Here is a 23020-nt window from a genome sequence, read left to right on the forward strand (position 1 = left end):
GTGTTTTCGTGGATAGTAGAATATCCGGTCAGCGCCGCCCTTCTTCTGGTAGTCATTTTTTGCCTATTCCAGTCTTGGTGGTTCAAGAAGGATTTCTTTAGTCCGCTCAATGTCTATTGCTTTGCGCAGTGCATTACCCTCGCTATCTCATATCTGCAGATAAACAGGGCGATGAGCGACTTTAAGCTTTATACCTGGGGCGTGTGGCTTCTCGGATTCTTGTCGTTTGCAGGCGGCTGTATTATTGCGAGGCTTCACGCGAAGTCGAAGGGATTGCCGGTCAACGTTGCAGAGCCTGTGGCTCCCAGGCGTTATAACTGGACTATTCACCTGGTGCTTTCGTTCGGCGTGTTCTGCCTGTTCCTTGTGGGCGTTTATGGCGTATACTCGGTGGTGGGCAACCTGATCATATTCACGGATAGCCCGGCCAAGTGGATGACGAAAGATATCAACTACGGCTATTACACACTCCTGTTCAATAGCGGTCCGTTATGTGTACTGCTTTTCGGCGTAGCGTCTTTTAAGAAGTTCAACGACGTGCGGTGGGTACGCCATGTAGCCTTTGTCATGGTGTTTGTAACGATCGCCGTAAACCTGATGACGTACCCGAACAGAACGACTCTGTTTTTCAATGCGGGTTTCTTCTTGATTTTTGTGAACTACCTGTACAAGCGGATTTCGCCGATTGTCATTACGACACTTTTGGTGATTGCCATTGTGGTGTTCGTGTCGATTAGCAGTCTTCGTGACCAGTATGGTGGCAGTTCCGCTGAAGGCAAGGCGATGGATGTGGTGCTGGAACTGCCCTACAAGTACCTGGCGAACAACTACTGGAACCTGGATTATGCGCTGAACCCGCCGACCGACCGCGAAATACACCCACACACCTACGGTATCGACTTCTTTAACGGCATATTCGAATACGCAAGACTCACGGGTTCGTTCAGGACCAGTTTCCGCTGGGATGACGCCTTTAATGACAGAATCCAGAAGGTGGAAGGGTTCAATACGGTGAACTATCTATGGGAAGTTTATAAGGATTTCCACTTGCTCGGCGTGCTCCTGTTTCCGCTCTTGTGCGGAATCGGCCTCACGGTGCTTCATTTGCGTTTGTGCAAGCCCTTTACCCCGCGGCAGATTCTGATGTATACCTACTTCATCTACTTTGTGGGGTGGTGGTTCTTTACGGCGGGTTACAAGCAAGGCATTTTCTGCATCTGGGGTGCGATTATCTATTTCGTTTCTACCGTGTGCATGTGGCAAAAGCGCGGCACGGAAAAAGAATTACCAGCGGAACCTGCGGTTCTTGGCAAAGTAAGCGAGCAAGAACAGGCTCAGGCATAAATCGCCCGAAAGGGTGAGCATCGGAATGTAGGGCGCCTTGAGCAGGCTTGCGCCACCGATACAGACTGCAATATTTATCACGCCGCCAATGGTAATCATGATGCCGTAGAGCCATGTGCGTTTTTCCTTGAGCAAGGTCGAAATCATTCCCATGCGTGTCGCTTGCAGAATCAGGGAGCAGGCGAGAATGCGCAGGCAGTAGCAACTGGTTTCAAGGACGTCGGGTGTCCAGGGGGCGGCAAAGAAAACGATGCGGAGCGTGTATTGCGGGAACAGCCAGAAGGGTGTCGTGACCGCTACGATGAAAAGCGTGAATACGGCCTGGTCGCGCAGGTGGAGAACGCGTGTATCGGTCTGGTGCAAGGTAATGAGGCTTGACGAAATGAAGTGCACCATGAGGCTTGAGGCGAGAATGACAAGCTTGTGCGAGAAATTGTAGGCACCCAGGAACTCGGGCGTTGTAAAGTGCGCTATCGTGTAAAGGCCAACCGGTAAGTAGGCGAAGCTTGCGATGCTCGAAAGCGCATAGGGACATGCCGATTTGAACATGAGCTTGAAGAACTTGACCGTGTGCAAACCGATGCGGAAAATCTTGAAGGTGAACGCTTGACCGACACCGAACCCGAACGCAGGCAGGGCTGCAATCACCATGGCAAGCGCAATCAGGGGAATGGAATCGAGTTTGAGTACCCAGAGGGCGATTCCCATGACGGTACAGTAAGACAGTGTGTGGAGAACTTTTGAAATCAGGAGCTTTTTCCAGAAGTTTCCGCAAATGAAGTACCAGTCAAAAAACGCATGCTGAAGAAGCAGGCCAAGTGCAAGAACCAGTTCGCCTTCAAAGATATCGCTCCCTCTTCGGACGGTGAATGCGAAGACGACCATGGCAATGGCTGTCAGCGCCGTCATAAAGAGTCTCAGTTGCAAAACGTTGGTGAACAGGGTACCGTTTGTCGCGCGCTTGCCGAAAAAGGCTAGAATCAGCGTTGCCATGCCAAAATCGGCGAGGGCGCAGAAAATGGTGTAATCGCTTTGCAGGATTCCGAAGGATCCGAACTTGACAATTCCCAAATTGTTCGCGATAAGGTTCTGGACAAGGACAGAAACTCCCTGGATGAGGATATTGACCAGAGATATGAAAACGCCTATCTTGATGTTTCTGAGTGCTTGCATGATTTGATGCGTTTCCGGATAAAGACGGTGAGGGGGAGGATGATTCCGCAAGCGAATGTATAGAGCGCAATCTTTAATTCAGTGGAGGCGTCGGGCAGGACTCTTTTGACGACAATCGAAACGCACACGATGACGAGCCAGTGCAAAACGTAATAGGTCATGGAATCCTTGCCGATGGCTTGCAACCTTATTTTTTCGAGTAGGCGGATTTTGGCGATATGGTCGAGGATGACGATGCCTGCAAGCGATGCGGGGAACCATAAGAAATATAAACCGCTAGAGACATGGTGGAGTCGCATGTCTACTTGCGGGTTGTTGGAGGCAAAGATGGCGATGAACGTTACGATGGCGGCTATAAGGACGGGACGCTTGAATTGCTTGTCTTTTAAGAAATGTCCGGCAGCAAGGAAGAATAGACCTGCAGGGATGTTTCCGAAATAATGGGGCAGGTCCAGGGGCGCGTGCATAAAGGCGCAGGCGGCAAGGAATCCGATAATGGCGATGATGTGGTCGGGCAGTTTTTTGAAGAGAATGTTGAAAATGATTCTTGCGAAGAAAAGGCTGAACAGGAACCAAAGCGGCGGGTTACTTTCGAGGGCGCCGCCCATAAGGAGGGCGTGCAGGTTGTCTCGAATGAAGCCTACGGTCGTAAAGCCTTCGTGGCTCATTTTGGCGGCGTATTCGAGGCAGGCGCCGAGGAATGAAAATAAGGCAAAGGGAACCAGGAGCCTTTTGGCCGAAGCCTTGATTTCGACGAGGGTCGGTTTTTCGCGAAAGAACATTCCGGCCTTGAAGAAAAACCAGGGCATCATGAAAAATATCAGGCTGCACCAAAAAGTGTACAGGGATTGTTGCCCTTGCCACAGTCCCGCATGTTGCGTGATGTGGCCGAATACCATATGGATAATCAGAAAACCGCAGGCGATATCGGGGTAGAGTTGTCTTTTGGTCGGTGTGATTTCCATGACTAAAAATTAGCATCTTTCTTTTGCAAAATCGCCCTTCCTAACGATAAATAAGGTGAATGGAGGTATCGGTAAATGAAAAATTTTGTATCTTTGGGTGCAAAATCGCGAGAGTGGCGGAATTGGCAGACGCACCAGACTTAGGATCTGGCACTTCGGTGTGAGGGTTCGACTCCCTCCTCTCGCATGTTTTTCAATACTTTTTTTAACCGACTCTCGGAGTTCATATGAGCGTAGAAATCAAAGAAACAAGCGCAACCGTGCGCACCCTCGAAATCACCATCCCGCAGGCAGACCTCACGGCTCCCTTCGAAAAGAAACTGGGCCAGTACAAGAAGCAGGTCTCTATGAAGGGTTTCCGTCAGGGCATGGTGCCGAAGGCTATGATCCTGAAGCAGTTTGGCGGCGCTATCCGTCAGGAAGCCGTGGACGAAGTCGTGAACAAGCTCGTTCAGGAAGCGCTCAAGAATGCAAATATCATCCCCGTCGGCCAGATGAAGGTCGTTGACTTCAAGGACGACAAGGAAAACGACATCGCACTGAAGGTCGAAGTCGAAATGGACCCGGAAATCGACATCAAGGGCTATGCTGACACGGGTGTCACCGTTCCGGAAACCGCCGTTCACGAAGAAGAAGTCCAGGCCGAATACGATCGCTTGATCCAGATGTGGAGCAAGGATGAACACGTGGACCGTGCAGCCAAGAAGGGCGACGTGGTGGTCGGTAACTATATTGAAGTCGTGATCGACGGCGAAAAACAGGAACTCCCGGAAAACAAGGAATTCCGTAGCCTCCTTGGTGAATCTGCCTCTCCGGGATTTGACGAAGGCCTCACCGGTGCAACCGCTGGCGAAGTGAAGGAAATTAATTTCAAGTACCCGGATGACCACAAGGACGAACGCTACCGCGGCAAGACGGCCCAGTTCAAGGTGGAAATTACTGACGTGCGTGAAATCGTTCCGCCGACCATGGACGAAGAATTCTGCAAGCAGATTGGCGTGAAGGACGTCGAGGAACTCAAGCAGAACCTCGCCGAAGGTCTCGCTAACCAGAAGCAGGATGCCGCAAAGAACAAGGCTATCAACGAAGCTATCGACAAGATCATCGAACAGAACCCGTTCGAAGTGCCGAAGGCTCGCGTTTACGACCTCATCAAGTGGACCTTGAACCGCAATGCCCAGAGCGAAAAGGACGTTGTGGAACCGACCGAAGAACAGCTGAACGGTCTCACTCCGGAAGCTATCCGCGAAATCAAGAAGCACCGCATTCTCGACTTCGTTGCTACCAAGGAAAAGATCAAGCCGGCTCAGGCTGACGTCGATGCTCGCCTGAAGCAGATGGCCGACGCTTACCACGTGGACTTCGAAACCCTCAAGGGGCACTTCCGTCAGTCCGGCCGTATCAACCAGCTCCGCGACGAACTCCGCGTTCAGATGGCTGCCGACTTCATCGTTGGTATCCGCCCGGCTGCTGAAGAAAACAAGTAAGAGGTATACTGAATGATCATCCCTACCGTCATCGAGACCACCGGACGCGGTGAACGCGCTTACGATATCTATTCCCGTCTCCTTAAGGAACGCATTATCTTCTTGGGCACTCCGATTAACGACGAAGTGGCGAACAACGTCATGGCCCAGTTGATTTTCCTTGAATACGAGAATCCGGAAAAGGATATCACGCTGTACATCAACAGCCCGGGTGGTTACGTGTCGGCAGGGCTTGCCATTTACGACACCATGCAGCATGTTCGCCCGAATATCGCGACCATCTGCATTGGTAACTGCGCCTCGATGGCTGCAGTGTTGCTTGCGGCAGGTACCAAGGGCAAGCGCTATGCGCTCCCGCACTCCCGCATTATGCTTCACCAGCCGTCTGGCGCTGCTACCGGTCAGTCGACCGACATCCAGATTACCGCAAAAGAAATCGTGCGCACCAAGGAAACCCTGGCCGAAATCGTTGCCAAGCACACCGGCAAGTCGATTGACGAAGTCCGCGAAAAGACCGACCGCGATTTCTACATGGGCCCCGAAGAAGCGAAGGCCTTCGGTGTCATCGATGAAATCTTTGTTCCGCGTAAAGAGGGCATTTAATGTATCGTAGCGGGAAAAATCACCCGACGGTTACGTGTAGTTTTTGCGGCAAGCCTGCAGAACGTGTCGAGAAGATGATTACAGGCGCAGGCGTGCAGATTTGTAGCGACTGCGTTGCGATGTGCCACCGCATTATCGAAGAAGACCGCGTGCGTGCCAAGCAGGAATCTGCCGCTGCCGAAGCTTCCTCGAAACCGCTCCCGCTCCCGACCGAAATCAAGGCGCACCTGGACGAATACGTGATCGGCCAGGACCAGGCGAAGACCGCCCTTTCTGTGGCGGTGTACAACCACTACAAGCGCCTGCGTTACAAGCAGGCCCATCCCGACGCGCAGGAAGTCGAGAAGTCCAACCTGTTGCTGGTGGGTCCGACCGGTTCGGGAAAGACGCTTTTGGCGCAGACCATGGCTCGTTTCCTGGATGTTCCCTTTACCATTGCCGATGCGACCGTGTTGACCGAAGCCGGTTACGTGGGCGAAGATGTGGACAGCATTATTGTGCGCCTGTTGCAGGCTGCCGACTATGACGTGGCCCGCGCCGAACGCGGTATCATCTTTATCGACGAAATCGACAAGATTGCGCGTAAGACGGCGAACCCCTCCATTACCCGCGATGTGAGCGGCGAAGGCGTGCAGCAGGGGCTCCTCAAGCTTTTGGAAGGTACCGTGGCTGCTGTGCCGCCGAAGGGTGGCCGTAAGCACCCGGAACAGCCGCTCGTGCAGGTGAATACCAAGAATATTCTGTTCATTTGCGGTGGTGCCTTCGAGACGCTCGACAAGATTATTTCCCGCCGCGTGAATACGGGCGGCATGGGCTTCGGTGCCGACATCCGCAGCGCCGAGGAAAACTCGCTCAGCGAACTTTTCAAGATGCTCGAGCCCGATGACCTGATCCAGTTCGGCCTGATTCCTGAAATCGTGGGCCGCTTGCCTGTAGCCGTAGCTCTTGAAGAACTCGACGAGGCTGCGCTCCTGAATATTCTGACCCAGCCGAAGAACGCCCTTGTCAAACAGTACAAGAGCCTGTTTGAAATGGACGGTATCGAGCTCAAGTTCGAAGACGACGCCCTCAAGGAAATCGTCCATGAAACGATGGCCCGCAAGACAGGTGCCCGCGGGCTCCGCTCCGTGATGGAAAAGACCTTGCAGCGCGCCATGTTCGAGATGCCGGGCTCCGGCAACAAGGAATTCGTGGTGACCGCCGAAATCGTGAAAAACGGTCTCAAGGCTCCTGAAAAGAAGTCTGCTGATAAGACCGTGGTTCTCAATGCTGGTGTCGAAACGGTAAAGAAAACCCGCAAAAAGGCTTCGTAGCTAATTGTAAAATATATTTTTGAGAACATTTTAGAAATGGCGATTTTTGTTTAAAATCGCCATTTTCTTGTTTTATGTGCTAGAATAGCGAAAAAAGTGCATTTTATTTTTGAGGCACCTATTGACTTTTGGTTATTTTGATTATAAATTTTGAGAAGAAATTTGAGAACATTTTCGAGCGTGGTGGCTTGAAATGACAAAATAAGGGATGGATGATATGGTTAAAACACAGAAAAACTGGTCTAGAACTCTTGCCGTAGGCGCAGCATTGGGCGCAGCCCTCGCAACTTCCGCGATTGCGGCCACGTCACCTGATTTTCCGCTGACGGGCTGGGCGACCCAAAACGGCAGCACCACTGGCGGAGCCAATTACGGCACAGTCACCGTTGACAACGTCAGCGATCTTAAAAGCTACGCCAAAGCGGGCAACAAAACAATCTACATCAAGCCTGGTACTTATGCAGGTACCGTGGAAGTCGGTAGCAACGTTACCCTTTACGGCTATCCTGGAGTCACAATCACTCAGCCGTCCAAAGGAAGCGGTATCAAGATTTCCGGCTCCAAGAACGTGATTCTTCGAAACATTTCTGTGCAAGGTGTTGGTGCGGTTGATGAAGATGATGAAGACTGCTTACAAATAAACCATGAAGCAAAAAACATTTGGATTGACCATGTTCATGTCTACGACGGGCACGACGGTAACATGGACATTGTAAACCAGTCTGATTATATTACAGTCTCGTGGAGCAAGTTTACCTACTCGTCCAAATCTAAGAACCATCAATTTTCCAATCTTTTCGGCAATAGTGATTCAAAAACCGCAGATGCTAACGCCTTGAAGATTACCGTACACCACAACTGGTGGGGTGATGGTGTAAAGGAACGTATGCCCCGCGTGAGATTTGGCCAGGTTCATGTGGTCAACAACCTCTACACAAGCTCTGCCGCAAGCTATTGCGTTCGTGCCGGCATGAAGGCAAACATCCGTGTCGAAAGCAATGTGTTCATCGGCGTAAAAAATCCTTTGGATTACAACAATCAGTCCAAAGAAGATGCCAAAGTTTCGATGATTAACAACTATTACGAAAAGACCTCCGGCAACACAACAGGCCAAGGAACTGCGTTCACGCCGCCATACCAAATGAGCGTTACCGACGTGAGCACGCAGGCCAAGGCTTACGCGCTCCGCGATTCCATCCAGGCTTACGCTGGCCCAACGCTCCCGGCTCCGGGTAGCTCGCAGGTGACACCGGTTTCTTCTTCAAGTATTGTGGTGGCATCCAGTTCTTCGCAGGCGAAGTCCAGCAGCAGCGTTGTGCTTGCATCGAGTTCTTCTGCCAAGTCCAGCTCGTCGCAGACGCCTGTCGCGGGCGAGGCTAGCCTCACCAAGCACGGCTCGGGCAGCGCAAATCAGGAAGTGGCCCAAGGCGCCTCCATCGTGGAATTCTACTACACGATTGACGGTGCTACCGGTGCAACGGTAACGGGACTTCCGCAGGGTGTAACGGGCACGCTCAAGGGCCTTGACTACTACATTTCGGGCACGGTGGCATCTACTGCCGCGGCGGGTGCATACAAATTCACCGTCACCACGACGGGTGCTACGACAAATGTGTCTAAGAGTGGAACGATTACCGTAACGGGCGGCGGCAATATCGAACCGAAGTCCAGCTCTAGCGAAACGGCCGCCGTCTCTTCGAGCAGTGAAAAGTTGTCGAGCTCCAGCGAAGTGGCAGAACCGTCTAGCTCTTCTGAAACGGCGCAGGGCATTCAAGCTATCGTGCTGACTCGCGTAAATCTCTCGGTCTCTGGCAACGAACTTTCGATCATGGGCGCCATGGCGAAGCCGATTACTGTCTTCGATATGCAGGGCCGCTTGATCTACAGGAATTTCTCCACCAGCAATCAACATGCGGTAACGCTCCCTGGCGCGGGCGGCTACCTGGTGCGCGTGGGCTCCGAGAGCCACACTGTTCGAATTCGATAGTGACCTCCTAACCAAACCATAAGCCAGTTTGCAACTAAATGCAGACTGGCTTTTTTTTAAAGATACTATCTTTGTAATGTATGGCTTTAGACACTTCAAAAACGTATCCGTTGCTCCCTCTGAGGGACGCTGTTGTATTTCCGCACACGACCCGCCGCATTTTGGTCGGCAGGGATATTTCTTTGCGCGCTCTTGAATATGCTGAATCGCACGATGGACAAATCATTCTTTCGGCTCAGAAGAATATCGAGCAAGAAGAACTTGAAAACCCGATGCTCGACCTTTACTCGGTGGGCATTCTCGCACACGTAAGCAATGTAATGCCCTTCCCGAATGGTTGCGTGAAGGTGGTGCTCGAAGGGGACTGCGTGGTGGATTTGCGTTCCATCACGACTAAGGACAACTTCTTGATGGTGACTGTTTCAGCTCACAAGCCCGCGATTACAAATTCTGACAAGAGTCCTCGCTTTGAAACGGTTCTGACGCAGTTCAAGGAATATTCGCTGCACAGGAATATTTCGGAAGGCATGGTAGATGCCCTGTTTACCATGGACAGCCAGATTAACGCTTTTTATGGCATGATTCCGTTCTTGCAGATTTCGATGGACGAACGCCAGCGCTTGCTCGAAATCGGTGAAATCGATGAACTTGCGGAACGTCTGGTCGAAATCATGCAGGTGGCTGCCGATACCGACACCATGATGGTCAAGGTACAGCAGAACGTACGCCAGAAAATGGCCCAGCAGCAAAAGGAATGGTTCATTAGCGAACAGATTCGCCAGCTGCAAGATGAACTCGATGGCGAAAGCGGAAATTCTTCGGAACCGGATCAGCTGCTCAAGAAAATCAAGGCGAAAAAGTTCTCGGCCGCGATTCAAGAAAAGCTTGAAGATGAAATTGGCCGCATGAAGCTGATGCAGCCGACGTCTCCGGAATATGCCGTGAGTCGCAACTATTTGGACTGGTTCCTGACGCTCCCGTATGGCGAATACACCGATACCGTTCTCAACATGAAGAAGGTGAAGAGCGAACTCGATTCCAAGCACTTTGGCCTCGACAAGGTCAAGGAACGCATTATGGAATACGTGGCCGTGCTCAAGCTGACTGGCACCGAACGCCGCGCTCCGATTCTTTGCTTGGTTGGTCCTCCGGGCGTGGGCAAGACGACGCTTGTGGAGTCGATTGCGAATGCCATGCAGCGAAACTTTGTGCGTATTACTCTTGGTGGCGTGCGTGACGAAGCCGAAATCCGTGGCCACCGCCGTACCTACATCGGTGCCATGCCGGGTCGCTTTATCCAGGCGCTTCGCCGAGCCAAGTGCATGAATCCGATTATCCTGCTCGACGAAATCGACAAGATGGCGAGCGACTTCCGCGGTGACCCCGCCAGTGCCATGCTCGAAGTTTTGGACCCCGAGCAGAACCACGACTTTACCGACCACTTTATGGAAGTGGGGCTTGACTTAAGCCGCGTGCTGTTTATCGCGACGGCGAACAACGAGGCCGAAATTCCGGAAGCCCTACGAGACCGTCTCGAAATGGTGCGCCTGCCCGGCTACTATCCGCACGAAAAGTTGCAGATTGCAAGCAAGTACCTGGTGCCGCGCATTTGCGAACGCACGGGCATCGAAAACGGCAAGGATGTCGCTTTTGACGACGGCATCATTTCGAAGGTGATTCGCGAATGGACGCGTGAAGCGGGCGTGCGCGAACTGGAACGCACCCTCGAAAATGTAGTGCGTCACCGTGCAAAAGACAAGGTGATGGGCAAGAAGTACAAAACCGAAGTCAACGAAAAGACTTTGCAGGATTACTTGGGTGCTCCGCGTTATCTCGACAACCAGCTGCCTGCAGCGGGCCGCCCGGGTGTAATCGTTGGCCTTGCGTGGACAAGCGTCGGTGGCGAAATTCTGCCCATCGAATGCATGCTCTTGCCTGGCAAGGGAACGCTACTCATGACGGGTAAGCTTGGCGATGTGATGAAGGAATCGGCTCAGATTGCTTTGAGCCTTGTGCGCGAACGCCTGAGCCGCTTTGGCATTGACCCGAATATCGTGAAAAAGACGGACATCCATATTCACGTGCCCGAAGGCGCTGTGCCCAAAGATGGTCCCTCTGCGGGTATTGCCCTCACGCTCTGCTTGCTCAGTGCGTTTACCAAGCAGCCGGTTTCGCCCGAAATCGCCTTCACTGGCGAGGTGAGCCTCACGGGCGCATGCCTTGCGATTGGTGGCCTGAACGAGAAGGCTTTGGCTGCACTCCAGGCCGGCGTAAAGACCTTGCGACTCCCCGCGCAGAACCAGAAGGACGTGAACGAACTCCCAGCACCTGCGAAGAAGGGCCTCAAGATTTACACGCACAAGCACATCGACGAAATCATCAAGGTGCTGTTCAAGGAAACGAAGGCCAAATCGTAATAACTTGATTGCTGTCTACTTCCAACATCCAACTTCCTACTGTCTACTTCTATCTTCCTACTGTTACTATGGAATTCACACTCGAAGAAATGCGCGAGCACCTTGCAGCTCTCGAAGCAAGGATTAGCGAAGCCTGCAAGGTTGCGGGCCGTAGCCGCGACTCGGTTAAACTTGTTTGGGTGAGCAAGTTCCACCCGGCAGAAGCGGTGGTAAATGCCATTAGCCTTGGCGCAACCGATTTTGGCGAAAACCGCGTGCAAGAAGCCGAACTCAAGTTCTCCGAACCGCGTATTGCAAAAGACGGAAACCGCGTGCGTTGCCACGTGATTGGCCCCGTGCAGAGCAACAAGTTAAAGAAGGCGGCGATTGTCGCTGACTGCATCCATTCCATCGCAAGTATCGAAGCGGTAGAAAAACTGGAGAAGGTCTGCGCTGCCCAAAACAAGGTGCTTGATATCCTTTTCCAGGTGAATGCCGGCGAAGAAGAAACGAAGAGCGGGCTCGACGTGCATGAGGCCGAAGCGTTCCTGAACGGGCTTGCAGAAAAAGCGGGCGCCGCTTCCGACGGCAAGAGCGAAAACTTCCCGCATTTGCGTTTCCGCGGGCTCATGACCATCGGGAAGAACACGGGCAACGCCGAAGACAGCCGCGAATGCTTCGCATTCCTTCGTAACCTGCAGCAAAAGTTCTTGGCCAAGGGTGGCGTTTTCGCGAACTTTGACCAGCTTTCGATGGGCATGACGGGTGATCTTGAAGTCGCTATTGAAGAAGGCTCTACCATGATTCGCGTGGGAACGGCCCTCTTTGGCGAACGCGACTACAGTAAACCGGTCAATGATCCTGTCTAGAGTCAAAAGACGCTCTTTTGGGGCGTAAAAATGTCATCCCGGGTTTGACCCGGGATCTTTTTTTTATATAGATTTCTTACTAAGAAACAGAAAGGAGTAAAATATGACTATTGGAATTGTTGCCGGCATTGTCGTGGTGGTGCTAATCGCCTGGTTCATTTCGATGTATAATGGACTTGTAAAACTTCGCAATAACCGTGAAAATGCATTCGCAAATATCGATGTGCAACTCAAGCAGCGTTTTGATTTGGTGCCGCAGCTGGTGAGTACTGTCAAGGGCTACGCCACTCATGAAAAGGAAACGCTTGACAAGGTGACCTCGGCTCGTGCCGCCGCCATGAATGCAACGACTGTCGACGAAAAGGTCGCTGCCGACAAGGCGCTTTCCGGTGCGCTTGCCGGGCTCCGCATCTCGCTCGAAGCTTACCCCGAACTCAAGGCCAACCAGAACTTCTTGCAGTTGCAGAATGAACTTGCCGATATCGAAAACAAGCTCTCTGCCGCCCGCCGTTTCTTCAATTCTACCACTCGCGAATTGAACAACGCCTGCGAAGTATTCCCGAGCAACATCGTCGCCGGAATGTTCGGCTTCAAGCGTGCCGCCATGTACGAGGCCACCGAAAGCCGCGAAGACCTGAACAAAGCACCCGAGGTGAAGTTCTAGAGGTATGAGCGGTGAGGTCGGGCTACGCCCTTTGGGGGCGGCTTGCGATGCAAGCCTTTGAGCTAAAGTAGCGTGCTTTTGGTGCGGTTCTGAAAGCCTCATACCTCAAAGGGAACCCTGGAGCATAGCGATAGGGTGACCGTGCCCACACCTCAAAGCACCGAAGGTGCGACCTGTATGAAATACGTCGGACTCCAGACCCAGATTTGGCGGAACAACCGCAACAGCATCTTGCTGTTGTGCCTGTTTCCCGTTATTATCCTGGCGATGGTGTTCGTAGTCATTTTGAGTCTTGACTATTTCGGTGTGCTTTGCCCGATTGTCGAAGGCGGGTGCCCCGAAGGCCACGCCACCTACATGAAATACGGCATTTTGCACTGGCCCGAAGTGCGGCACAGCTTCTGGGAGGTGCTTCCTTACACTTTGCAGATTGTCGGCGTGTGGTTCATTATCGCCTATTGCGCGAATACCGCCATTATACGCCATGCAACGCATGCGAAACCCCTTGAGCGCAAGGATAACCTGCGCGTCTACAACATTGTCGAGAACCTCTGCATTGCAGGCGGAATCGAGATGCCGCAGATTAACATCGTCGAGGATAACGGCCTGAACGCGTTTGCGAGCGGAATCGACATTCCCTCGTTCACGATTACGCTCACGACCGGACTTATAGACAAATTAAACGATGCGGAACTCGCCGCCGTCGTGGGCCATGAACTCACGCATATCAAGAACCGCGACACGCGACTCATGGTGGTGTGCATCGTGTTCGTGGGAATTTTTTCGACCATTCAGATGGTATCGATGAAACTGCTTTCGGCAATGTTCCGCGGCCCCCGCAATCATTCCCGCAGCAGGCGCGGCGGGGGAAGCGGCGGAGTTATCATCATCTTTGTGCTGATTCTTGTTTTGATCTGGAGCACAATCGGCTACATTTTCAGCTGGCTCACGCGCCTTGCCATTTCGCGCTCCCGCGAGTACGTGGCCGATGCGGGCGGCGCCGAACTCTGTGGCGACCCGTGGGCGCTCGCTTCTGCCCTGCAAAAAATTTCGGACTATCCGGGTCTTGATACCGTGCGCCGTAGCGACGTGGCGCAACTTTATATTATTCACCCCGACGAAGAATTCGATAACGACATGAAACTCAAGGGAATCATCGCGAAGGCGAACATCATGTTCTGCACCCACCCCGATACGCCCGAGAGAATTCGGTTGTTGAAGCAGTTCTAGATTAAATGCAAACTCCTTCCTCAATTTTAATGCTCCGGATGGTGTCAATATCTTCTGGACCTCGTGAATGGGCGGATTGTGCCGGGTTCCACAGAAAGGGCAGTGTTGTATTGTTTTCACGAGAAACTTGGGCAGTTCACTGTTGACTTTTCGTTTAACATTTTGTATATTACAAAATGTTGAATGGAGGTGCCTATGGAAAATCCCTTTGTTTTGCGTCCTTACGAAAGTGCTGAGTTTTTTTGCGATCGCGAAAAAGAAACACGGGATATTATAGACGATTTGGAAAACGGCGTCAATGTGACGCTGATTTCTCCGCGTCGTTATGGCAAAACAGGGCTGGTCTACCATGTTTTTGATGAATTTGCCAAAAAGCGCCCCTCCATGACGCTCTGTTATTGCGACATTTACTCGGCAGACAATCTGGAGGACTTTGTCAAGCTCCTTTCGGAATCCATTGTGGCTAATGTGAAGACCGAGCCTACTTTGAAGAAGTTCTTCTCATTTTTTTCGGGAATTCGTCCATTGGTGTCGTATGATTCTGTTTCGGGTTCGCCACAGGTAAGCATTACGTACCAAAATGAGGGACAGAAACTTTCTACGCTCAAAAGTATTTTTGATTTCCTAGGTTCCCAGAAGAAGACGTTTGTCATTGCATTTGATGAATTCCAAATTATCCGCAATTTTAAGGGAGTGAATATGGAGGCGCTGTTGCGCACCTATATCCAGCCGCTAAAAAATGTACGCTTCGTGTTTTGTGGAAGCCAAAAGCATATCATGACCGATATGTTTGTGAACGAAAAAAGCCCGTTCTACGAAAGTACGCATATTGTTTATCTCGACAAAATCCAGCCGGATGTTTATGGCGATTTTATCAAGAAACTGTTTGGTATGGGGAGTCGTCGCATCGATGATGATGCTCTTGAGTTTGTGTTAGAGTGGACCCGTTGCCATACCTTCTATGTGCAGTATCTTTGCCATCGCTTGTTCCGTGATGCTGGCAGGAAAATTACTTTGGCCGATGTTCGCCTGTCTTGTGCCGAAATCTTGCGCGAGGGGATGAACGGCTTCTTGGAACGCCGAAACTTGCTGACGGATAAACAGTGGCAGTTCTTGAAAGCCGTTGCCAAGGAAGGCTCCGTTGCACAACCCACGGCGGGTAGTTTCTTGAATAAGTATAAACTGGGAACCCCAGCAGCTGTCAAGCGAATTGTCACGTCGCTTGTGGAAAAGGAGCTTTTGCTTGAAACACTCTCGCTAGAGGGCAAAAGCTACTGCGTTTATAATGTATTCTTGAGCCGCTGGCTTGAATCTAATTAACATTTTGTAATATACAAAATGTTAATTGACGATGTTTACGCTTACTGAGCGTTCTTCTTCTCTCGCTTGATCTGCTTTAATTGCGCAAGCCTTTCGCCGAGTTGCTTTTCCTTGCCGTAGGGCTTGGGCTGGTAAATCTCGGTGCCTTCGAGTTGCTTGGGCAGGTGCTCTTGAGCAGAATATGCGCCGGGGCTGTCGTGGTCGTACTGGTAGTCGATTCCGTAGCCCAATTTTTCGCCGACCTTCGTGACGGAATTGCGGAAGGCGCGAGGTACAGGGAGCGTGCCTGTCTGCTTCACGATTTGGTCGGCTTTCATTCCCGCCAGTTCCACGCTGTTGCTCTTGGGGGCAAGCGAAAGGTAAATGGCGAGCTCGTCGAGCGCGATGAGTCCTTCGGGGATTCCCATGAAGTCGTAGGCTTCGCGGGCGCTTGTGGCAAGCAAAAGTGCGTTCGGGTCGGCAAGGCCGATGTCTTCCATGCTCATGCGCATGAGTCTGCGCAGAATGAATCGCGGGTCTTCGCCGCCTTGCAGCATGCGGTGCAGCCAGTAGAGGGCGGCATCCGGATCGCTTCCGCGCACCGACTTGTGCAGTGCCGAAATCAGGTTGTAATGCTCTTCGCCGCCCTTGTCGTAGCGCAGGGGCTTCTTGTACTGGAATTCTTCCAGGAGCTTTTCGTCGATGACTTTTTTGTCGCCTAGATTCTTGCCGATCCATTCAATCTGATTCAACAGGAATCGTGCGTCTCCGTCGGACTGCGCGATTAACTTGTCTACAACAGCTTCTTCGACTTCAACATCCTTCAGCTGCAGGCCGCGAGGGTGGTCGCGAAGCGCGCTAAAAATCAGCGTGCGCAAGTCTTCTTTGCTCAAGGGCGCAAATAAAATCAGCTGGCAGCGGCTAAGCAAGGCGCTGTTGACCTCGAACCCCGGGTTCTCGGTGGTGGCGCCAATGAGCGTCACCGTGCCGTCCTCGACGGCACCCAACAGCGCATCCTGCTGTCCCTTGTTAAAGCGGTGGATTTCGTCGATAAAGAGGATTGTGTCCTTGAACATCGCCTTCATCTTGCGGGCATCCGCTAGGACTTCCTTGACTTCTTTGACGCCGCTTGCAACGGCCGAAAGCGCCACGAACGCCTTCTTGGTGTGCTGGCGAATCACATGGGCGAGGCTCGTCTTTCCGCAGCCCGGCGGGCCCCAGAAAATCATGCTCGGCACGCTGTCGTTTTCGAGACTCTTGCGCAACAGACTCTGCTCGCCCAGAATCTTGTTCTGGCCTAAGAACTCATCGAGGTTCCTGGGGCGTAATCTTTCTGCGAGCGGCTGGTCCATAAGTTACTCGGTTACGAATTCGAACTTGCTAAAGCCGCTGGGCAGTTCGCGGGTGGGCCTGCCGTTTTTGGTCATGCAGTGTAGCGTAGAACCCAAAGTGCACAGGTTGCCGTTTACAAATACTTTGTATTCAAAGCGGACCTTGAGGCCTTCGCGAATCATCGAGGTTTCGACATCTACGAAATCGCCGTAGCGGGTGGGCTGCTTGAACTTGACATTGAGCTCAAGGACGGGGGCCCCGAAACCTTCGGCTTCCATGTCGGCGTAGCTTGCGCCCGCGGTGCGGAAATATTCGGTACGGGCCTGTTCGAACCACACGGCATAAACGGAGTGGTGGACAATTCCCATCTGGTCGGTTTCCGCATAGCGGACTTCGATATGGGCGGTATGCTTGTAGGTGCAAATTTCCATGCCCAAAATATATAAAACTCGTCAAATTAACTTGTTGCCAATGCCGAAAAAAAGACTATATTGTAGAGCATAATATTGAGGAGGATTAATGAAAGCGATTTCTATGGTCAACTTTTTCAAGATGGGTGTAATGTTCGCCCTTTTTATGTTTGGGGCTTGTTCTACGGAAGAATCGGATGGCTGGCTTGAACGCCCTGACAATTTTGGCGAAAGCTTGTACGAACGTCATTTAAAGAAGGGAACCAGTGCGGCCTTTGAATGCACTGTCTATTCCCGTGATAACCATGTTTCGCTAGAAATGAACCTGGACTTGGTGGTGTATCAGTCCGAACTGAGCGCCGTGTACGATGTGGAAGTGGGGGAACCCACCTATTACTATGTCGATTTGGCGTTCACGGGCATGTTCCAGGACGAAGCGCCGGATTTTTGCGAAGGTATAAAGAAATCGGTAGATGGCATGAAGACGTCTTGCTCGAAATCCTCTGTAAAGGGCAAGGCCAAATTGGCTGATGTGAGCGCGGCTGCGTCGTCTTTAATGCTTGGTAATATGGTGACGGCGTTAAAGAGCCAGTGTGATGATTTCTACGATGCTTATAAGGAGCAGATGGCCGAGTTTCCCGGAAGGTGGAGTTACGGCGATGGTTCTGAGGTTACTGAACCGGCCCTGCTCTGTGATGTCAACGTTTCTGCCGACACTCTTTATATGAATGTCGACTATTCGACGAGGTCTATGTCTATGGTAGTTACCCATTATAATTATAATGGCGCGCCTACAGGATCGTTTATGGTTTTGGAATCCTATGCCGGTGTTTCCCCGGATACGCTTGCAAAGGTTTGCAACGCCTATCGTCAAGAATCCGATATTTCTGGCGTATATTGCGAAGGTTCGACCATATCTTACTTGGCTCCCGAAGCGCAGGAAGGTCAGATTTTGACCCTCGAAGACATGGCCGTAGTCTATAAAAAGGAAGTTTGCCCGGGCCTTTTAGACGGTTCACTCAGCATGGAAGACTTGTGGTTTAATGACTAATCTATAACTAGTTGTTATTGAATACTTTAGACCTCTTTTCCTCGGAAAGGGGGTTCTTTTTTGGCCTTTCAAAACTATTCACAATCTATTCACACTCTTTTATCTAGTATGTAGACAGATTTATTGAAAAAAATGAAAAATTTTTGCTTTTTTTGACGATTTTCGTTGACAAAACCCAATAAAACTTATTAAATTTGGCTCACTCCTATGTTCAGTAATGAAACTAGGGTGTGCCAAAGTAGCTCAGCTGGTAGAGCAGCTGATTTGTAATCAGCCGGTCGTAGGTTCGATTCCTATCTTTGGCTTAGACATAATGGGTCGTTGCCCGAGTGGTTAAAGGGGACGGACTGTAAATCCGTTGGCTTACGCCTACCGTGGTTCGAAACCACGACGGCCCACGATAAACGCCTGCTGAAGCAGAGAGCGCTTCAGCAGGCTATTAAGCCCAGGTAGCTCAGTGGTAGAGCACTTCCTTGGTAAGGAAGAGGTCTCGGGTCCGACTCCCGATCTGGGCTCTCACTAATTGGAGATAGAATCATGGCAAAAGAACATTTTGACAGAAGCAAGCCGCACTGCAACATCGGCACCATCGGCCACGTTGACCACGGCAAAACCACTCTGACCGCCGCAATCTGCACGACCCTCGCTGCACGCGGTCTCGCCGCCGCCAAGCGTTTCGACGAAATCGACAACGCTCCTGAAGAAAAGGCCCGCGGTATCACGATCAACACCTCCCACGTGGAATACACCACTGCAAACCGTCACTACGCTCACGTCGACTGCCCGGGGCACGCCGACTACGTGAAGAACATGGTGACCGGTGCTGCCCAGATGGACGGCGCCATCCTCGTCGTTGCAGCTACCGACGGCCCGATGCCGCAGACCCGCGAACACATCCTCCTCGCCCACCAGGTTGGCGTGCCGAAGATCGTCGTGTTCATGAACAAGGTCGACATGGTGGACGACGAAGAACTCCTCGACCTCGTGGAAATGGAAGTTCGCGACCTTCTGTCCAAGTACGGATTTGACGGCGACAACACCCCGATCATCCGCGGTTCCGCCCTCAAGGCCCTCGAAGGCGACCCTGCCTACCAGGACAAGATCATGGAACTCATGGACGCCTGCGACACCTACATCCCGCTTCCGGCCCGCGAAACCGAAAAGCCGTTCCTGATGCCGATCGAAGACGTGTTCACCATCACCGGTCGTGGCACCGTCGCCACCGGTCGTATCGAACGCGGCGTCGTTCACCTGAACGACAAGGTCGAACGCGTGGGTCTCGGCGAAACCGCCGAATACGTCGTTACCGGCGTTGAAATGTTCCGCAAGCTCCTCGACGACGCCCAGGCTGGCGACAACGTCGGTTTGCTCCTCCGCGGTGCAGAAAAGAAGGACATCAGCCGCGGCCAGGTGCTCGCAGCCCCGAAGTCCGTGACCCCGCACGCCGAATTCAAGGCAGAAATCTACGTTCTGACGAAGGACGAAGGTGGCCGTCACACGCCGTTCATGAACGGCTACCGTCCGCAGTTCTACTTCCGCACCACCGATGTGACTGGCACGATCCAGCTTCCGGAAGGTGTCGAAATGGTGACTCCGGGTGACACCGTGACCATCCACGTGAACCTGATCGCCCCGGTGGCAATGGAAAAGCAGCTCCGCTTCGCAATCCGCGAAGGTGGCCGTACCGTTGGCGCTGGCTCCGTAACCGAAATCATCAAGTAATCGGATAATAAAATGCCCAGAGAACTCATCACGCTCGAATGCACCGAATGCAATCAGCGCAACTATGACTGCGACAAGAACAAGCGTCTTCATCCCTCCCGCGTGGAGTACAAGAAGTACTGCCCGTTCTGCCGCAAGCATACTGTTCACAAGGAAACCAAGTAAGGAAGTCCGAATAGGTCGGTAGCTCAATTGGTAGAGTCACGGTCTCCAAAACCGTTGGTTGGGGGTTCGAGTCCCTCCCGACCTGCTCACTTCCTGGAGTCATTATGCGCAAGATCCAGCAATATGTCAAGGAATCCATCGAGGAACTGAAGAAAGTTACTTGGCCTACTTGGGAAGAACTTAAGGGTTCGACTTTGGTAGTGATGCTTTTCAGCGTCATTATGGGTCTGTACATTGCCGGACTCGACGTTGGTTTCTCTTGGATCATTGACAAAATTATGGGAAGAGGTTAATGTATGCTTTGGTATGCCATTCACACCTTTTCCGGTCAAGAAAACAACATTAAGAAACGTATCGAGCAGATGATTGAACGCGAAGGCGTTCAGGAAAAGTTCGGCCGTATCATTGTTCCGACCCGCGAAGTGGTTTCCACCGTTCGCGGTCGTCGTCATGTATCGGTGCAGAACGCAATGCCCACTTACGTTTTCATCGAAATGGTGCTGGACGAGCTCACCCAGCATTTGGTGATGAACATCAATGGCGTCACCCATTTCTTAGGAATGACACCCACCAAGAGGGTGGCTATTCCTTTACAACAGAGCGAGGTCGATCGTCTTCTTGGAGTTGATCCTAGTGGCTCCGCGGAAGGCGAGATCCAAAATCCGTACACAATTGGCGAAAATGTCCGCATCAAGGAAGGTCCTTTCAAGGACTTTGTGGGCGTCGTAGACGAAATCATGGAAGACAAGACCAAGATCAAGGTCATGGTCACGGTCTTCGGTCGTTCTACGCCTGTCGAACTCTCCTACAACCAGGTAGAATCCGACATCGCTTAAGACTACGGTTTTGAAACGGAGATAACACAGTGGCAAAGAAAATCACAGGTTATATTAAGCTCCAGATTCCTGCAGGCGCCGCAAACCCGGCTCCTCCGGTGGGTCCCGCCCTTGGTCAGAAGGGTGTGAACATCATGGAATTCTGCAAGCAGTTCAACGCAAAGACCCAGAACGACAAGGGCATGGTTATCCCGGTCGTTATCACGGTCTATGCCGATAAGAGCTTTACCTTCATCACGAAGGTATCGCCGGTTCCGGCCCTCATCAAGAAGGCTGCCGGCATTGAAAGCGGCTCTGGCGAACCCAACCGTAAGAAAGTTGGTAAGCTCACCAAGGCCCAGGTCCAGGATATCGCCCAAAAGAAGATGCCGGATCTAAACACAATCGACCTCGAAGCCGCTATGCGCATGGTCGCGGGTACTGCTCGCTCCATGGGCGTTGAAGTGGTTGACTGAGGCAGGTAATTCACCGTTACGTATCTGACAGGAAACACCATGTTCAGAGGAAAAAAATACAAGAAGATTGCTGAAAGCATCGACCGTAACAAGGCTTACGATCTTGCCGAAGCAGTCCAAATCCTTAAAAAGTCCGAATTGAAGTTCGACCAGACGGTCGAAATCCACTTCAATCTCGGTGTGGACCCAAAACATTCCGACCAAGTGGTTCGTGGCACTGTCGTGCTGCCGCATGGTACCGGTCGTCAGGTCCGCGTCTTGGTTTTCTGCAAGGACAATAACCTTGAAGTTGCAAAGAACGCAGGCGCAGACTACGCTGGTGGTGCTGACTTGGTTCAGAAGATTCAGGAAGGCTGGCTGGACTTTGATTCCGTCGTTGCTACTCCCGACATGATGCCGGTGATTAGTAAGGTCGCTAAGGTCCTCGGTCCTCGCGGTTTGATGCCTTCTCCGAAGGCCGGCACGGTTACGGTTAACGTGGCCCAGACGGTTAAGGAACTCAAGGCTGGTAAGATTCAGTACCGCGTTGACAAGGGCGCCAACGTCCATGCCCCCGTAGGCAAGCTCTCCTTCGGCGTCGACCAGCTGGTTGAAAACACCAAGGCTGTGATCGATTCCGTCGTCAAGAACAAGCCTCAATCTTCTAAGGGCACCTACATTAAGAGCCTTACGTTGTCTGCAACGATGGCTCCGGGCATCAAACTTGATATGGCACTGACGCGATAGGAGACACCATGAAAGCTGTAGTTAAAAAACAACAGACTGTGGATTCGCTCGTCGAGTCCTTCAATGGCGCTACCGCCGTTTATCTGCTCAATTATCAAGGCATGACCGTAGAAAAGGACAATGCCCTTCGCAAGGCACTCGCATCTAAGGGTGTGAAGTACCACGCTGTGAAGAACACTCTTCTCAAGCGCGTGCTCGCTGCTCTTAAGGTCGAAGGTCTCGATGATTTGCTGACCGGCGCAACTTCTGTGATGGTCGGCTTCGAAGAAGATCCGCTTCTGCCTGCTCGCGAAATTGAAGCATTCCACAAAGCAAACCCCGATTTCTTGGTTGCCAAGAGCGTGTACCTTGATGGCAAGGCGATGCCTGGCTCCGAAGTCGTGAACCTCTCCAAGATCCCGGATCGTAAGGGCATGATCGCTCAGATCGTCTCCATCGCTCTCGGACCTGGCTCCACGATCGCCGGTCAAATCAAGACACTCCAGGAAAAGCTGGAAAAAGAATCGGGCTCCGAAGCTGCTCCCGAAGCCGCTGCGGAAGCTTAACAACAAACCACAAACCAAAAAATTTAAACGGAATAATCGGAGAAACACATCATGGCAACTGATATCAAGGCACTGGGCGATCAAATCGTTGGTCTTACCCTTCTCGAAGCCAAGGCTTTGGCTGACTACCTTAAAGAAACCCACGGCATCGAAGCTGCTGCCGGTGGCGCCGTCGTAATGGCCGCCGCTGCTGCCGCTCCTGCTGAAGAAAAGACTGAATTCGACGTAATCCTCGTCGAATGCGGCGCTAAGAAGATGGACGTCCTCAAGGCTGTCCGCGCCATCACCGGTCTGGGCCTCAAGGAAGCTAAGGACCTGGTCGAAAAGGCCAACAGCGTGGTTAAGGAAGCAATGCCGAAGGCCGACGCTGAAAAGCTCAAGAAGGACCTGGAAGATCTCGGAGCAAAGGTCGCTCTGAAGTAATGCTTTCACTTCATTGACTTATTAT

Annotated in this window: 23 protein-coding genes and 5 tRNA genes; 24 read left to right on the forward strand and 4 right to left on the reverse strand. The window is 52.0% G+C overall.

What is annotated here, in order from left to right:
* Entirely contained in the window at nt 1-1344 is a 1344-nt protein-coding gene (locus BUC02_RS12020) for an O-antigen polymerase (protein WP_073322865.1), read from the forward strand.
* Here BUC02_RS12020 and BUC02_RS12025 read toward each other — a convergent pair.
* Nucleotides 1285-2517 (reverse strand): oligosaccharide flippase family protein, encoded by a 1233-nt coding sequence (locus BUC02_RS12025; RefSeq protein WP_073322866.1) that lies wholly within the window; start codon nt 2515-2517, stop codon nt 1285-1287. The genes BUC02_RS12020 and BUC02_RS12025 overlap by 60 nt on opposite strands.
* A complete protein-coding gene (locus BUC02_RS12030; protein WP_073322867.1) occupies nt 2490-3482 on the reverse strand; it encodes an acyltransferase family protein in 993 nt (330 codons plus the stop codon). Before BUC02_RS12030 ends, BUC02_RS12025 begins: the two co-directional genes overlap by 28 nt.
* 107 nt (nt 3483-3589) lie before the next feature.
* Between BUC02_RS12030 and BUC02_RS12035 the strand changes: the two genes are divergently transcribed.
* From BUC02_RS12035 to BUC02_RS12080, 10 genes are all read left to right on the forward strand, one after another.
* Nucleotides 3590-3669 (forward strand) — tRNA-Leu (locus BUC02_RS12035).
* A gap of 40 nt (nt 3670-3709) precedes the next feature.
* Nucleotides 3710-4969, forward strand: a complete 1260-nt coding sequence (gene tig / locus BUC02_RS12040) for a trigger factor (RefSeq protein WP_073322868.1) — start codon at nt 3710-3712, stop codon at nt 4967-4969.
* Nucleotides 4970-4981: 12 nt separating this feature from the next.
* Nucleotides 4982-5572, forward strand: a complete 591-nt coding sequence (locus BUC02_RS12045) for an ATP-dependent Clp protease proteolytic subunit (RefSeq protein WP_072799965.1) — start codon at nt 4982-4984, stop codon at nt 5570-5572.
* The gene (gene clpX, locus BUC02_RS12050) at nt 5572-6885 is read left to right on the forward strand and encodes an ATP-dependent Clp protease ATP-binding subunit ClpX (protein ID WP_073322869.1); all 1314 of its coding nucleotides are present in this window, start codon (nt 5572-5574) and stop codon (nt 6883-6885) included. The genes BUC02_RS12045 and clpX overlap by 1 nt, the downstream gene beginning before the upstream one ends.
* Nucleotides 6886-7102: 217 nt before the next feature.
* Nucleotides 7103-8872, forward strand: a complete 1770-nt coding sequence (locus BUC02_RS12055) for a pectate lyase family protein (RefSeq protein ID WP_073323010.1) — start codon at nt 7103-7105, stop codon at nt 8870-8872.
* An 80-nt stretch (nt 8873-8952) separates the two neighbouring features.
* Nucleotides 8953-11289, forward strand: coding sequence for an endopeptidase La (gene lon, locus BUC02_RS12060; protein ID WP_073322871.1), 2337 nt, complete (start codon nt 8953-8955; stop codon nt 11287-11289).
* 68 nt (nt 11290-11357) lie between these two features.
* A complete protein-coding gene (locus BUC02_RS12065) occupies nt 11358-12137 on the forward strand; it encodes a YggS family pyridoxal phosphate-dependent enzyme (protein WP_073322873.1) in 780 nt (259 codons plus the stop codon).
* A 103-nt stretch (nt 12138-12240) separates the two neighbouring features.
* The gene (locus BUC02_RS12070) at nt 12241-12801 is read left to right on the forward strand and encodes a LemA family protein (protein WP_073322875.1); all 561 of its coding nucleotides are present in this window, start codon (nt 12241-12243) and stop codon (nt 12799-12801) included.
* A gap of 177 nt (nt 12802-12978) precedes the next feature.
* Complete coding sequence (locus tag BUC02_RS12075; RefSeq protein ID WP_073322877.1) at nt 12979-14031, forward strand: M48 family metallopeptidase; 1053 nt, start codon at nt 12979-12981, stop codon at nt 14029-14031.
* A 195-nt stretch (nt 14032-14226) separates the two neighbouring features.
* Nucleotides 14227-15351, forward strand: coding sequence for an AAA family ATPase (locus BUC02_RS12080; RefSeq protein ID WP_073322879.1), 1125 nt, complete (start codon nt 14227-14229; stop codon nt 15349-15351).
* Nucleotides 15352-15392: 41 nt separating this feature from the next.
* Here the strand turns inward: BUC02_RS12080 and BUC02_RS12085 are convergent, their stop codons facing one another.
* Nucleotides 15393-16682 (reverse strand): replication-associated recombination protein A, encoded by a 1290-nt coding sequence (locus BUC02_RS12085; protein ID WP_073322881.1) that lies wholly within the window; start codon nt 16680-16682, stop codon nt 15393-15395.
* Nucleotides 16683-16685: 3 nt separating this feature from the next.
* Nucleotides 16686-17093 carry an acyl-CoA thioesterase gene (locus tag BUC02_RS12090; RefSeq protein ID WP_073322883.1) on the reverse strand — a complete coding sequence of 136 codons (408 nt, stop codon included), beginning with the start codon at nt 17091-17093 and terminating at the stop codon, nt 16686-16688.
* Between the two features lie 88 nt (nt 17094-17181).
* Between BUC02_RS12090 and BUC02_RS12095 the strand changes: the two genes are divergently transcribed.
* The 13 genes from BUC02_RS12095 (at nt 17182) to rplL (ending at nt 22995) form a co-directional block, all read left to right on the forward strand.
* Complete coding sequence (locus tag BUC02_RS12095) at nt 17182-18123, forward strand: hypothetical protein (RefSeq protein ID WP_139261144.1); 942 nt, start codon at nt 17182-17184, stop codon at nt 18121-18123.
* A gap of 232 nt (nt 18124-18355) precedes the next feature.
* A tRNA-Thr gene (locus BUC02_RS12100) sits at nt 18356-18428 on the forward strand.
* A 10-nt stretch (nt 18429-18438) separates the two neighbouring features.
* Nucleotides 18439-18521: transfer RNA gene (locus tag BUC02_RS12105), tRNA-Tyr, on the forward strand.
* A gap of 45 nt (nt 18522-18566) precedes the next feature.
* Nucleotides 18567-18638: transfer RNA gene (locus BUC02_RS12110), tRNA-Thr, on the forward strand.
* Between the two features lie 22 nt (nt 18639-18660).
* Nucleotides 18661-19845 carry an elongation factor Tu gene (tuf, locus tag BUC02_RS12115; RefSeq protein WP_073322887.1) on the forward strand — a complete coding sequence of 395 codons (1185 nt, stop codon included), beginning with the start codon at nt 18661-18663 and terminating at the stop codon, nt 19843-19845.
* A 12-nt stretch (nt 19846-19857) separates the two neighbouring features.
* The gene (gene rpmG / locus BUC02_RS12120) at nt 19858-20010 is read left to right on the forward strand and encodes a 50S ribosomal protein L33 (RefSeq protein ID WP_072801172.1); all 153 of its coding nucleotides are present in this window, start codon (nt 19858-19860) and stop codon (nt 20008-20010) included.
* Between the two features lie 12 nt (nt 20011-20022).
* Nucleotides 20023-20095 (forward strand) — tRNA-Trp (locus BUC02_RS12125).
* Between the two features lie 19 nt (nt 20096-20114).
* The gene (gene secE, locus BUC02_RS12130; protein ID WP_072980610.1) at nt 20115-20303 is read left to right on the forward strand and encodes a preprotein translocase subunit SecE; all 189 of its coding nucleotides are present in this window, start codon (nt 20115-20117) and stop codon (nt 20301-20303) included.
* A 3-nt stretch (nt 20304-20306) separates the two neighbouring features.
* Entirely contained in the window at nt 20307-20846 is a 540-nt protein-coding gene (gene nusG / locus BUC02_RS12135; RefSeq protein ID WP_073322889.1) for a transcription termination/antitermination protein NusG, read from the forward strand.
* A 29-nt stretch (nt 20847-20875) separates the two neighbouring features.
* Complete coding sequence (gene rplK, locus BUC02_RS12140; protein WP_073322891.1) at nt 20876-21301, forward strand: 50S ribosomal protein L11; 426 nt, start codon at nt 20876-20878, stop codon at nt 21299-21301.
* A 39-nt stretch (nt 21302-21340) separates the two neighbouring features.
* Nucleotides 21341-22027 (forward strand): 50S ribosomal protein L1, encoded by a 687-nt coding sequence (gene rplA, locus BUC02_RS12145; RefSeq protein WP_072980606.1) that lies wholly within the window; start codon nt 21341-21343, stop codon nt 22025-22027.
* Between the two features lie 8 nt (nt 22028-22035).
* Nucleotides 22036-22572 (forward strand): 50S ribosomal protein L10, encoded by a 537-nt coding sequence (rplJ, locus tag BUC02_RS12150; protein WP_072801177.1) that lies wholly within the window; start codon nt 22036-22038, stop codon nt 22570-22572.
* Between the two features lie 51 nt (nt 22573-22623).
* Nucleotides 22624-22995 carry a 50S ribosomal protein L7/L12 gene (rplL, locus tag BUC02_RS12155; protein ID WP_072980602.1) on the forward strand — a complete coding sequence of 124 codons (372 nt, stop codon included), beginning with the start codon at nt 22624-22626 and terminating at the stop codon, nt 22993-22995.
* Nucleotides 22996-23020 lie beyond the last annotated feature (25 nt).

Origin of the sequence: Fibrobacter sp. UWOV1, assembly GCF_900142495.1 — a bacterium.
In the GTDB taxonomy this organism is placed as follows: Bacteria; Fibrobacterota; Fibrobacteria; order Fibrobacterales; family Fibrobacteraceae; genus Fibrobacter.